The organism is Pseudoalteromonas ostreae, assembly GCF_018069805.1.
GTDB classification, from domain to species: domain Bacteria; phylum Pseudomonadota; class Gammaproteobacteria; order Enterobacterales; family Alteromonadaceae; genus Pseudoalteromonas; species Pseudoalteromonas ostreae.
The window spans coordinates 141,806-154,698 of record NZ_JAGPYN010000013.1 but is presented as its reverse complement, the minus strand read 5'-3'; the positions used below and the strand labels follow the sequence as shown (position 1 = coordinate 154,698).

At 39.7% G+C, this 12,893-nt stretch carries 9 protein-coding genes; 5 read left to right on the top strand and 4 right to left on the bottom strand.

The window, feature by feature from the left end; all coding sequences use genetic code 11:
• Positions 1–159 precede the first annotated feature (159 nt).
• Complete coding sequence (gppA, locus tag J7338_RS12385) at positions 160–1,653, bottom strand: guanosine-5'-triphosphate,3'-diphosphate diphosphatase (protein WP_210797343.1); 1,494 nt, start codon at positions 1,651–1,653, stop codon at positions 160–162.
• A 47-nt stretch (positions 1,654–1,700) separates the two neighbouring features.
• Entirely contained in the window at positions 1,701–2,978 is a 1,278-nt protein-coding gene (rhlB, locus tag J7338_RS12380; RefSeq protein ID WP_210797342.1) for an ATP-dependent RNA helicase RhlB, read from the bottom strand.
• A 90-nt stretch (positions 2,979–3,068) separates the two neighbouring features.
• On the opposite strand from rhlB, the gene trxA reads away from it, so the two are divergent.
• From trxA to J7338_RS21000, 3 genes are all read left to right on the top strand, one after another.
• Entirely contained in the window at positions 3,069–3,395 is a 327-nt protein-coding gene (gene trxA, locus J7338_RS12375) for a thioredoxin TrxA (protein WP_145239901.1), read from the top strand.
• Positions 3,396–3,574: 179 nt separating this feature from the next.
• Positions 3,575–4,834 carry a transcription termination factor Rho gene (rho, locus tag J7338_RS12370; RefSeq protein ID WP_064666866.1) on the top strand — a complete coding sequence of 420 codons (1,260 nt, stop codon included), beginning with the start codon at positions 3,575–3,577 and terminating at the stop codon, positions 4,832–4,834.
• Positions 4,835–5,178: 344 nt separating this feature from the next.
• A complete protein-coding gene (locus tag J7338_RS21000) occupies positions 5,179–6,342 on the top strand; it encodes a methyl-accepting chemotaxis protein (protein WP_275074517.1) in 1,164 nt (387 codons plus the stop codon).
• On the opposite strand, the gene J7338_RS12360 is transcribed toward J7338_RS21000, so the two are convergent.
• Positions 6,339–9,155 (bottom strand): tetratricopeptide repeat protein, encoded by a 2,817-nt coding sequence (locus J7338_RS12360; RefSeq protein ID WP_210797340.1) that lies wholly within the window; start codon positions 9,153–9,155, stop codon positions 6,339–6,341. The genes J7338_RS21000 and J7338_RS12360 overlap by 4 nt on opposite strands.
• Before the next feature lie 78 nt (positions 9,156–9,233).
• Between J7338_RS12360 and J7338_RS12355 the strand changes: the two genes are divergently transcribed.
• The gene (locus J7338_RS12355) at positions 9,234–9,818 is read left to right on the top strand and encodes a DNA-J related domain-containing protein (RefSeq protein WP_210797338.1); all 585 of its coding nucleotides are present in this window, start codon (positions 9,234–9,236) and stop codon (positions 9,816–9,818) included.
• Between the two features lie 7 nt (positions 9,819–9,825).
• Here the strand turns inward: J7338_RS12355 and dbpA are convergent, their stop codons facing one another.
• Positions 9,826–11,214 (bottom strand): ATP-dependent RNA helicase DbpA, encoded by a 1,389-nt coding sequence (gene dbpA, locus J7338_RS12350; RefSeq protein ID WP_210797337.1) that lies wholly within the window; start codon positions 11,212–11,214, stop codon positions 9,826–9,828.
• A gap of 226 nt (positions 11,215–11,440) precedes the next feature.
• Here dbpA and J7338_RS12345 point away from each other — a divergent pair, with 226 nt between their 5' ends.
• The gene (locus tag J7338_RS12345; protein ID WP_210797335.1) at positions 11,441–12,844 is read left to right on the top strand and encodes a M20/M25/M40 family metallo-hydrolase; all 1,404 of its coding nucleotides are present in this window, start codon (positions 11,441–11,443) and stop codon (positions 12,842–12,844) included.
• Positions 12,845–12,893 lie beyond the last annotated feature (49 nt).

Genomic DNA, 12,893 nt, shown 5'->3' with positions numbered 1-12,893 from the left:
GGCGTTGGCGTTTCCCGTCTCAGTGGGGTCGCATTATAGGGAGATCCAAAAACAGATCAACACTTTTTTTGATCTTTTTTGATTTAATTGACTGTTCGAACAAATTTAGTGCATAAAGGTGGTTTTTAATACAACAAAAGGGCTTTTACAGCCCTTTTGTTACTTAACAATAAACTTCCAACCAGCTTTTGCTTGCTGTTTAGACTCTTGTTGGAGCTCACTTGCCATTAGTGGGTGCGCTTTTAGCCAATCATTTTCAAATATGAGTGTTAGAGCGTCATTATTAACAGTTAATACTAATTTTGGTAATACATCATCTTGGCGACGCATTGATAAGATCACTGCGATCCTAAGTAATCGTGTTACATATTGAGTAAGCTGAGCATTGCAACCTAAATGTGCAAACACATTTTTTTGCAGATCTGAGCGATGTGCGTTCGCTACAACCGCAATAATTTTATGCTCTGACTGTGAAAAGCCTGGCATATCGGTGTTTTCTAAAATATAAGCGGTGTGCTTTTGATATTGCTTATACTCAATTAACAAACCAATTTCATGCAATTGCGCAATCGCTTTTAGTAAAGGCAGTCCACTATTGTTGGATAGTGGCCACTGCTCGCTGACTTGAGCTGCGAGATGTCCGGCGAGTTCTGCTACTCGGTTCGCTTGTTTTTGATCGACATGATAACGGCTCATCAGGCCATCAACAGTGCGCTTTCGAATATCATGATTATGAAATTCAGGGAGCATGCTATAGAGCACGCCTTCTCGAAGAGCGCCTCCTGCTAATCCCATCTTATCAATTTCAAGCGCTTCGAATAAAGCAATTAAAATAGCGAGCCCTGACACAAAAACCAAACGTCTTTCCTCACTAAGCCCAGGCAAATCTAACTCTACGATAGTCCCATAAGCAATAGATTGCTTTTTTATCTTATTGAGTTTATCTAAACTCAGTGTTTCATCGAGTGATTGTGCCACCATAATTTCTTGGATAGCTTGTACAGTACCCGATGCACCTGATGCAATCTCCCAACCTGCCACTTTGTAACTTGGCGCTATATCATCAATAACTACTCGTGCGGCTTTAATAGCAGCATTGAAATTAGCGTCATTGAGTTTACAGTCTTTAAAGTAACGTTCTAGGTAGGTAACACAGCCCATGTTTAGGCTTTTGTAATGTAGTGCGTCGAACCCCTTACCTATTACGACCTCAGTACTAGCACCGCCAATATCTATTACTAGTTGGCGACCACTACATGAAGATGTATGCGCAACGCCTTTATAAATAGTGCGCGCTTCTAGCTCACCACTAATGACATTAATTTTATGCGCAAGAATTTGCTCGGCTTTGATTTTAAATTCATCAGCATTGGTTGCTAAGCGCAAAGTAGCGGTGGCAACAATAGTAATGTTGCTTTTAGGGATATCTTGAAGACGTTCTGCAAATAGTGCGAGACATTCCCAACCTCGTTGCATCGCTTCTGTGTTCAGTAAATTATCGTCATTTAGCCCTGCGGCTAATCTGACTTTGCGTTTAACTCGGCCTATTGTTTGTAAGCCGCCAGCAATTGACTTAGCGATCAACATGTGAAAACTGTTAGATCCTAAATCAATTACTGCATAAACATTTTTTTGCGGTTTAAGTTGCCCCACCGTTCAAAAACCTCTAGTTACTACTACGACTATAACGACGGTCGCAATTACGACCGTGCTTTTTGGTAACTATTATTTGCTCTACGTCCGCTGTTGTTACTACGACTACGTGGGCCTGTTGAATAATTACGCTTTCTTTGAATAGTAGGCTTAGTTAAATCATCAAGCAATGCACTTTTATCATAATGTGATAAAGGAATGCTGTGCTCTATATATTCTTCAATTTCATGAAGGTTATACGCATACTGCTCACATGCAAAACTAATTGCTTTACCTGATGCTCCAGCTCGTGCTGTACGACCGATACGGTGAACATAATCTTCACAATCATCTGGTAAGTCAAAGTTAAATACATGACTCACTTCAGGAATATGTAAGCCACGAGCAGCAACATCTGTTGCCACAAGGAAGTCTAAATCACCTTTAGAGAATTGCGCTAAAATTGATTGGCGTTTTTTCTGATTTACGTCACCAGTGAGCATTCCCACCCGATGCCCATCAGACTTTAACCATGCATAAACCGTTTCACAGCTATGTTTAGTATTTGCAAACACAATGGCTTTCTCAGGCCATTCTTCTTCAATCAAAGTTAATAACAGCTTAACTTTATCTTCTTGAGAAGGATGAAATAACTCTTCAACAATGCGCTTGCCTGTTTTCACATCTGGTTCAATTTGTACATGCTCTGGGTTTGTCATGTGCTCAAACGCCAGTTCTTGAACGCGATACGATAACGTTGCTGAAAATAATAAATTAAGGCGTTGTGATGTATCCGGCATACGGCGGAACATATAGCGAATGTCTTTTATGAAGCCCAAATCAAACATACGATCGGCTTCATCAAGTACCACTACTTCGATTTCATTGAGGGTGTAACACCCTTGTTTATATAAATCGATTAAGCGCCCTGTGGTGCCAATTAAAATATCAACGCCTTTTTCTAATTGTGCACGTTGTTTTTCGTAATCTTCGCCACCATATACTAAACCTAAGTTAAGATTACAGTGTGGCGCTAAAATTTTTGCATCTTTGTGGATCTGAATCGCAAGCTCCCGAGTAGGGGCCATGATCAGGGCTCTTGGATGTTTACTAGGTGCTTTGCTAGATTGTAATAACCGATGGCACGTGGCAGTTAAAAACGCCAACGTTTTGCCAGTACCTGTTTGTGCTTGACCCGCAATGTCGCGGCCATCACAAATAAAAGGTAGGCATTTAGCTTGTATGGGTGTGCAATATTCAAACCCACTTTCGGTTAACCCGGCAACCACTTCCGGTGCAATAGCAAAGTCTGAAAACTTTTTATCGGTCAAATGTGTCTTAGTCATAGCGTTTAAGCATAACGTTTAAACTTGCAATAAGAAACAAGAGTGTTTAAATACGCATTAAATAATTCGCCTAACTTATCGGAGAGCGCAATGAGCGAGAAAATTATTCAATTAACTGACGATGGCTTTGAAGCTGACGTTTTACAATCAGACAAGCCTGTATTAGTTGATTTTTGGGCAGAATGGTGTGGACCGTGTAAAATGATCGCGCCAATTCTTAATGAAGTGGCAGAAGAGTTTGATGGCCGTGTTGTGATCGGTAAATTAAACATCGACCAAAATGCCGGTACACCACCTAAATTTGGTATTCGTGGTATCCCTACGTTACTTCTTTTCAAAGAAGGTCAAGTTGCGGCAACTAAAGTGGGTGCACTTTCTAAAACTCAACTTGTAGAATTTTTAGAAAACAACATCTAAAACCCCCTTAAAAAAGGGCAAACGCCCTTTTTTTAAATTTTTTTTGTATAAAGACTGGACTCCTAGCGAGTGACCTGCTAGTTTATAAAGCCAACTAATCCTTAGTTTACCAACAAACCTCTCTCACTAATCAATATCGATTATATGAGCATGATAACTGTAATAAAGAACCCACCAATATGCATTTACGCGAATTAAAAGACAAGTCGATCAAAGAACTTGTAGACTTAGCTGAGTCCATGGGGCTCGAAAACGTAGCCCGCTTAAGAAAGCAAGATATTATCTTTGCTATCCTTAAAGCCCACGCCAAAAGTGGAGAGAACATTTTTGGCGGTGGTGTATTAGAAATCTTACAGGATGGTTTTGGTTTCTTAAGATCATCAGAAGCCTCTTACCTAGCTGGTCCTGATGACATTTATATATCACCTAGCCAAATTCGTCGTTTTAGTATGCGTACTGGTGATTCTATAATGGGTCTCATACGTCCACCTAAAGACGGTGAACGTTACTTTGCATTACTAAAAGTAAACGAAGTAAATTTTGATAAACCAGAAAACTCTCGCACGAAAATTCTTTTTGAAAACCTTACCCCGCTACATGCAAACGAACGTTTACGTATGGAACGCGGTAATGGTAGCACCGAAGATATCACTGCTCGAGTACTTGATTTAGCCTCACCAATTGGCCGTGGTCAACGTGGTTTATTAGTAGCACCACCTAAAGCGGGTAAAACAATGCTACTACAAAATATTGCGCAATCGATTACCCATAACCACCCAGATGCGACATTGATGGTACTACTTATCGATGAGCGTCCAGAAGAAGTTACTGAGATGCAACGCTTAGTAAAAGGTGAAGTTATTGCATCAACGTTTGATGAACCAGCAAGCCGTCACGTACAAGTTGCTGAAATGGTAATTGAAAAAGCAAAACGTTTAGTTGAGCACAAAAAAGATGTAATCATCTTACTGGATTCAATCACACGTTTAGCACGTGCTTATAACACGGTTATCCCTTCATCAGGTAAAGTACTTACTGGTGGTGTTGATGCTAACGCCCTGCATAAACCAAAGCGTTTCTTTGGTGCTGCACGTAACGTTGAAGAAGGCGGTAGTTTAACTATTATCGCAACTGCGCTTATCGATACCGGCTCTAAGATGGATGAGGTTATCTACGAAGAGTTTAAAGGTACTGGTAATATGGAATTACACTTAAATCGTAAGATTGCTGAAAAACGTGTATTCCCTGCAATCGACTTTAACCGCTCAGGCACCCGTCGCGAAGAATTACTAACTAAACCTGATGAACTACAAAAAATGTGGATCTTACGCAAGATCGTTCACGAAATGTCTGAAATTGATGCCATGGAGTTTTTAATTGATAAACTCTCTATGAGCAAAACCAATGATGAATTCTTTGATTCGATGAAGCGCCAATAATTCTCTTTACTAGATTTTAAAATGCCTGCTAATACAGGCATTTTTTCCCTATCCATTCCTTCTTACGCCTACTATAAATTTGTTTTATTAATCACTTTGCTCTATACCTTATAGACGAAAATCACCAAATTACGCTGTACTGAGTAAATATTAAAACTGCTATTGTTCAAACCTAGCATGCGTTAGTACGACTCTAAAAATGCTTAACTAATTTTTTCTGTAGGGAATAAGGGATGACGATAACCCAATATATACTTGTCTTACTTTGCTTTTTTTTGATGAGTATTGGCCTAATTTGTTACTCATTCAGCCTTAATATAGCAATCACATTAAGTTTATATAGTGTGACTTTAATACCCACTCTTTTGCTGTATTGGTATATTTCAAACCACCCAGGGGTTGCGACTAAATACCTTGATAACTTACTAAGTAATTTGGTTACTGCGGACGGAATCGATTTCACTTTTCGCTACGATGAAAGTGATAAAACCACGCCAGCAACTTGTTTTGCTATTAATGCTAGTTTAACAACGATAGAGCATCTTTTTCAGGAAGTTTATTATTCATCATCACGACTATTACCAATGGCGGACGGGTTGCGTGATACTTATGCATCGATGGTACAAAAAGCAACTATTCAGGATGCTCACGGTAAAGATCTAGCCGACATAATCAAACAAACAATTAATATTTCCAGAGAATTAGAAAATAATGTTGAGCAAATTTATAGTTCTGTTTCAGCCGCAACGCACTCCGTGCAGCAAACTCGCCTCGATAGTGATAAAAGCCAAACAAGTTTACTTGCGTTAGCCAGTAATATTGAACAAACCAGCGCGCACATGACAGTCTTAAAACAAGACAGTGATAACATCGATTCAATTATTGAAGTGATAAATTCAATCGCTGAACAAACTAATTTATTAGCCCTCAACGCAGCAATTGAAGCTGCACGAGCAGGAGAGCAAGGCAGAGGTTTTGCCGTGGTAGCTGATGAAGTACGCAATTTAGCGGCACGCACCAGCAATTCAACTCAAGAAGTGAGAGCGATGGTAGGAAAAATCCAGCAAAGCACAGATCTTGCGCATAACTTGATGAACACAGCGCTAAATGAAACCCAGCAAACAGTAAAAACTTCCCAAGCAACCAGTAACGAAATCAGCACAATCGAACAGTCTATGCTAGCAATTAACAAGATGTCACAACATATAAATCAACAAGTATTCCAGCAGAAAACTATTTCTGATGAAGCACAAACAGCCATTGAAGCTATGGTTGAACTCAATTCAGATGCTTTATCTAGCTCACAAATTCAAGCTGTCTCAAGTACAGATTTAAGGCAATTAGCAAACAGCCTCCACGACAAACTCAGTTTATTTAAAATAACAATGCAGTCTATTGAACCACAACAACGCACTGATATATCACGCATCCATACTGACAGCCAAGACATGTCAGCATCAAAGTTTGAGTCTGAGTCTGAGTCTGAGTCTGATATTGAACTCTTTTAAGTCAGCTGTTGTAATAACTGATTAATCAAATCATCAACTAACTCTTTTATGTCCGCATCTTCGGTAGGGTTATTTTTTTGTGATAAGAGTAATTTATCTAAGCACATAGCTGCATGAGCTACATCAGTTAATGAAAATATCTGTGCAGCACCAAGAATGCGATGGCTATCTTGCTGTAATGCAATATAGTCCTTTGCTGAAAAATGCCGTGTAATTGATTCTATTTCATCATCAAAACTGCTAATAAAACTCGTTACTAAATCGCTAATATCAGGATTGGCTGAAGATAACGTGCTGGTACTGTTTAAATGCGTTGCGAGCGCCTGATAAAACGCTTCTTTGTCTATTGGTTTACTTAAATAGCCAGTAAATCCCATTGTTAAGTAATCATCTATTTCATGGCTCATTGCATTAGCTGTTAACGCAAAAATAGGTTTATTAAAACCACTCTTATTTAACAGTTCAAATGCGCTAAGGCCGTCCATTATCGGCATTTGTATATCTAGTAAAACAACATCAGGAAATTCACTGAGACACTGTTCAACTGCTTGCTCACCATTACTTACTGAAATCACTTCAAGGCCGATTGACTTTAAAAAGCGCGTTATTAGTCTACGATTATCGGGGTGATCTTCTGCTAGTAACACTCGCCCAACTAGCTGTTTAGTTACGGCTGGTTCTGAGTTTTCAGTAGTAAGGAGTGTTGGCGTATACTCTTTACATGGCACATTAAAAATAAACTCACTGCCTTTACCATACTCACTTTCAACACTAATATAACCCCCCATCATAATTGCTAATTGTTGAGAAAGACTCAACCCAAGTCCTGAACCACCGAACCTGCGGGTGATTGTATTATCACCCTGTTGAAAACATTCAAAAATGTTTTTTATTTGCTCTGTATTCATACCTATCCCCGTGTCTATCACTTTAAAACACACGCCTTGTTCGGTGTGATTAATGTGCAGAATGACACAGCCATGCTCGGTAAATTTGATCGCATTAGTCAGTAGGTTTATTAGTATTTGCTTAACGCGGATCATATCTAACTTAGTCCAATAGCTCGAGCCTAAGTGATTTTCTAATAGCAGCGTTAAGCCTTTGCTTTTAGCCTGTATACCCGACATAGCATAAACATCATTAACAACCTCCACGAGGTCAAACTTGCTAACATGTAAATCTAAACGGTTTGCTTCTATCTTACTTATATCGAGCACATCATTAATCAAATCTTTTAAATGATCGCTATGTTTTTTAATAACTAACAATTCTGTTTGTAATTGTTGGGGCTGATATAAACCATGTAATAAGTCGTCTGTTTGCCCTAAAATAGCGGTAAGTGGTGTACGAATCTCATGGCTGATATTAGCCAAGAACTGACTCTTAACTTGATTCGCTGCACGTAGCTCTTGCGCCACATATTGTAATTCTTGAGTGCGTTGCTCAACTTTTTGCTCTAATTGGGTTTTGGCCTTTTTTTCAATTGCACGGCGATATAATACAACTGCACAGATCAATACCAACATCAGCACAATCGACAGTAAAATGGTTAACTGTGAGCGTTTTTCAATCTTTAATTCTTGCAGGCTACGCTCTTGTTTAAGCTGTTTAATTTCCTGATTTAACTGGTTCGACTGAAACTGAGACTGAAATACATTTAACGCTTTCATAACCTCTTCACTGGTTATGCTACGTTGATAATCGACAAACTGTTGGTGCAAATGAATAGCTCGTTTATAGTCACCGATACCAGCACTTAATAACGCCTCAATACCTAAGCCATCTTTAATTCGCAATTCATCTTTATATTCTGTAGCTAATGATATTGATTGTTGTAAATTTTGCTCCGCAATATCAATATTCCCCATCACTAATTGCACTTTAGCTAAAACGTGTAAAGAGGCTAACCGTAGGGATTGATTATCTATCTGCTGAGCGTACTTTTGAGCTGCTTTCGCGTGATACAAAGCAGCATCCAACTCATCAATTTTTAAATTTATATTTGCTAAATTAGTGTGCTGTACTGACAACTGATAGGCGTCATTAACGCTTTGATAATAGCGTAAAGCGAGCTGGTAATAGTGTAACGCTAATTGATTTTGGCCCGACTCAGTATAAGCAACTCCCATATTACCATAGGCGCGAGCAACGCCTTCTTCGTCACCTAATTGCTGAAATACATCAAGTACTTCGCGATAAATTTCGAGTGCCGAATCATAGCTAGATAAACGAATATAAATACCCGCAATATTATGAAGAATATCGGCCCGGTCTTGTGCGCTACCATCTATTTCATAAAGTGCTTTTGCCTGCTGATAATAATCTAAAGCAAGCTCCATGTTATGCATATCAAAGTATGCGAGGCCAATATTACTCAATAAATTGGCTTGTTTTAATGGACTTTTTAAACGTATCGCGAAGTTTAAAGCACGGCTGTAGTCGATAATGGCTTGTTGCAATAAACCTTGAAAATATTGCATCACGCCCTGCATTTTTATTGCTCTAAAATGTAACTCAGGCAGATCTTCAAATGCACTATGCTGCTCAAGCAACTGATAATAATGCAATGCTTGAGGATAATTACTCAATTTAAATGCATGCTCAGCTAAGCTAGAATAAATAGCGACTTGTTGCTGATTGGATAATTGTTTAGACAGTAATTGGGTTGCTAACAACTGCTTTTCAGTCCATTCATCCGTAACTTTAAATTGTTCAAAAAGTGGAATTTGTTGTTGAGCATTACCTGATTGAGAAAAAGCGCCAAGCACACTAATAGAGCAAATAAATAATAGGCGCTTAAGCTGACCCAGCATAATTTTTCCTTGGAACTTTGTTAGCAATAGAAGCTATGATAGTTTAGTCAAGATACACCAATAACTAGACTGTAAACAATGCTTAACCCACTGATTGATGAGATTTTCGAGTTAATTTTAACAAAGCGCATTTGGAAGGTTCACACTTTAGCATTGGAATTATCTGAGCGTGGTGTAATTAATGACTTAGATACAGATCCATACCGTGACCTATTTAAACGTAACTTTTTAATTATGAATGCACTTTATCAGTTGCAACAACAACTGTTGCCAAATCAATATTTATTGGTAGCCAGTTTACATATAGAGCTCACCGATAATCCAGATAAGATAACCATTGCAGCGCATGACTCATTACAAGCGTACTATCTAGATTGGCAAAATTACGATGCCTCGATAACAGAAGTTAAATCACTGTTAGATAACTTTTGGGGTGCTTTTCGTGCATCACCAACAATAAATACGCTTGATCAACAACAACGCCATACATTATTAAAGCACTGGGAATTACCTGACGATTTTTCTATGCAGGCATTGCAAAAGCGCTGGCGGCAGTTGGCAACACAATATCATCCAGATAAACAACATGGTAATGCAGAGCAGTTTAAACAGTTAAAAAATGAATATGAGCAGCTTAGGGCAAGCTGCTCAAAAATATCATAAGCAATAATTAACGAGTTAAACGACGGGCACGAATTTTACGGCCTTTAATATTACCCTCGGTTAATTTACGTAGCGCGGGCTTTGAGCTATTTCGTTCGACAGCCACAAAAGCCACATTATCAAGCACATTAATTTTACCGACTTGACGTCCGGCAACACCATCTTTACCGGTTAATGCACCTAAAATATCACCTGCGCGTACCTTTTGCTTTTTACCTGAATCGATCATTAGTGTCACCATTTGTGGTTTGTATGGTGGCTTTTCAAGTAGGCTAAACGGCGGTAATTGTTCTGGTAAAAAATCACATTCATAATGGTCACTAATTTGTGCCACTTTGAATTGTTCCGCATCGCCATAAATAGAGCATGCAATGCCTTTTTTACCAGCACGACCAGTACGACCAATACGGTGTACGTGGGTTTGTGGGTCATGGGCAAGGTGGTAGTTAATCACCATATCCATATCATCGATGTCTAAACCACGAGCGGCTACATCAGTGGCCACTAAAATCGAGGCGCTTTTATTCGCAAAGTGAATAAGAGTGCGCTCACGATCTCGCTGCTCTAAATCACCATGCAATGACACGGCACTAAAACCTTCATCAGCTAAATCATCACACACCTGTTGAGTTTCGACCTTGGTATTACAAAACACCACACAGCTTTCTGGCTGAAATTTAAGTAACAGCAGCTTTAACGTATTAAAGCGCTGTTTGTTATTATCCATTTTATAAAAGTATTGCTTGATGGTGCTCTTTTCTTGCTCTTCCTCAACTTTCACCATAACGGGGTTGTTTAGCACCCGTTTAGCAATCGCTTCGATTGCACGTGGGAAAGTCGCACTGAATAACAACGTTTGGCGCTGTTTAGGAATACAATCGATAATCGCATCTAAGGTATCTTGAAAGCCCATATCAAGCATTTGATCAGCTTCATCAAGTACCAAAGTGTCTACATCGTCTAAACGTAGCGTACCTTTGCGAATATGATCATCAACACGTCCAGGTGTACCAACAATAATATGTGCTCCATGCTCTAGAGAACCAATTTGTGGACCAATCGACACACCACCACATAAAGTTAATATTTTTATATTGTGAATACCACGTGCTAATTTACGCATTTCCACAGCCACTTGCTCAGCCAACTCACGGGTTGGACAAAGTACTAATGATTGAATACGAAAACGTTTCACATTGAGCTTAGCAAGCACGCCTAAACTAAACGCTGCAGTTTTACCTGAGCCTGTTTTGGCTTGTGCAATGATATCTTTACCTTCAAGAACTGGCGGCAGACTTTGCGCCTGTACAGCGGTCATTTGGGTATAACCTAACGTTGATAAGTTATCTACCAACCCTGATGGTAAAGCGAGAGATGAAAAAGCTGTTGCGGTCAAAGTAATTTCCAGTGCAAAAAGTAAACATGAAAAGCCGCTGCAAACGCCCGACTTAGTTATGCTGCATAATAGCAGAATATACAAACTGCTACCATTAAGCTGGCAAGATTATCAACAAACATTCAACCACCTAATAATTGCGTCTGGCGTTTTATCTCATCTACTTTTTCTACCCAATGTTAAATGCTTTAATAGCGCACACTTGAAAATACAGCCAAAGTTAATAATGAAAAAAATCATCACAGGGTTACTACTTGCCGGCAGCTTTTTAGCCAATGCCAGCGAGTCCGAATTTACCACGAAGCAACTTCAGCAAGTGGCTGAACTTAGAACTAATGCCAGTAACAGCGAGTTAAGCTATCAATTGCTTGAATCGCTTACTACTGAAATAGGGCCTCGCTTACCTGGCACAGAAAACGATAAAAAAGCCGTTGCGTGGGCCCAAGCTAAATTTAAACAGCTTGGTTTTGATAAAGTATGGCTAGAAGAAGCAACCTTCCCCGAGTGGCGTCGTTTTAGTGAAAGTGGCAAAATTTTAACGCCAAGCGAGCAACCTTTGCACCTAACAGCATTAGGCCACAGCGTTAGTACACCGAAAGATGGTATTACCGCTGATGTAGTGTTATTTGAAACCCTTGATGAACTTATTGCCGCTCCCGCTAACCGCTTAAAGGGTAAAATTGCTTATATAAATTACCGTATGAATCGCCATATTGATGGCAACGGCTATGGTCCTGCTGTACGTGCTCGCTCAACTGGTTCTGTTGAGGCGGCAAAAAAAGGCGCGATTGGTTATATGATGCGCTCTGTTAGCACCGCACACCACCGCTTTGCTCATACCGGCGGCAGCCACTATCAAGAAGGTGTTACGAAAATTCCTAATGTGACCATTGCTAATCCTGATGCAGATCAGCTAGCTCGCTTAGTTGCACTTGGTAAAAATGTTACCGTAAATATCAATGTGCAAACTGAAGATCGCGGCCAAGGTACTGGCTATAACGTGATTGGTCAGTTCAATGGCACACAAAACCCTGAACAGTACGTACTGATTGGCGGTCATTTAGATTCTTGGGATTTAGGCACTGGCGCACTTGATGATGGTGCAGGCGTTGCGTTAACCATGGCTGCAGCCAAACATATTAGTGAAATAAAACGTCCTAAACGCAGTATTCGTGTAGTGTTATTTGCCGCTGAAGAGCTAGGTTTATGGGGCGCTAAAGCTTATTTTAAACAACATGTAAATGAACTTGATAAAATTGTTGCCGCCGCTGAATCTGACTTTGGTGCTGATGTAGTGTATGGCTTTGAATCGAATGTATCTGCAGCGTCACTGCCGGTAGTACGTGCAATAGCCAAGCAACTTGCGCCGCTAAATGTTGAATACATAGGTAAAAATAACGCTAATGGCGGGCCTGATTTAATTCCATTTAAACAAGCCACCAGCGCGCCAATTTTTGAGCTGCACCAAGACGGTACTGATTACTTTGACTACCACCACACCGCTGATGACACACTTGATAAAATAGATCCGGCTAAACTTAAGCAAAATACCGCAGCATATGCTGTATTTGCGTTAATGGCAGCTGATGCTAAAACTACAATTAAAGCAAAGCCTGTAGCAAGTAAATAAGCTAATCAAACATACTTTCTTACAGTTTTCTGCTTTGCATTTAACCTTC

Excerpts from the sequence above, each read along its gene's own strand:
- rhlB (WP_210797342.1), bottom strand. The coding sequence starts at position 2,978 with ATGACTAAGACACATTTGACCGATAAAAAGTTTTCAGACTTTGCTATT.
- rho (WP_064666866.1), top strand. The coding sequence starts at position 3,575 with ATGCATTTACGCGAATTAAAAGACAAGTCGATCAAAGAACTTGTAGAC.
- J7338_RS12355 (WP_210797338.1), top strand. The coding sequence starts at position 9,234 with ATGCTTAACCCACTGATTGATGAGATTTTCGAGTTAATTTTAACAAAG.
- J7338_RS12360 (WP_210797340.1), bottom strand. The coding sequence starts at position 9,155 with ATGCTGGGTCAGCTTAAGCGCCTATTATTTATTTGCTCTATTAGTGTG.
- J7338_RS12345 (WP_210797335.1), top strand. The coding sequence starts at position 11,441 with ATGAAAAAAATCATCACAGGGTTACTACTTGCCGGCAGCTTTTTAGCC.
- trxA (WP_145239901.1), top strand. The coding sequence starts at position 3,069 with ATGAGCGAGAAAATTATTCAATTAACTGACGATGGCTTTGAAGCTGAC.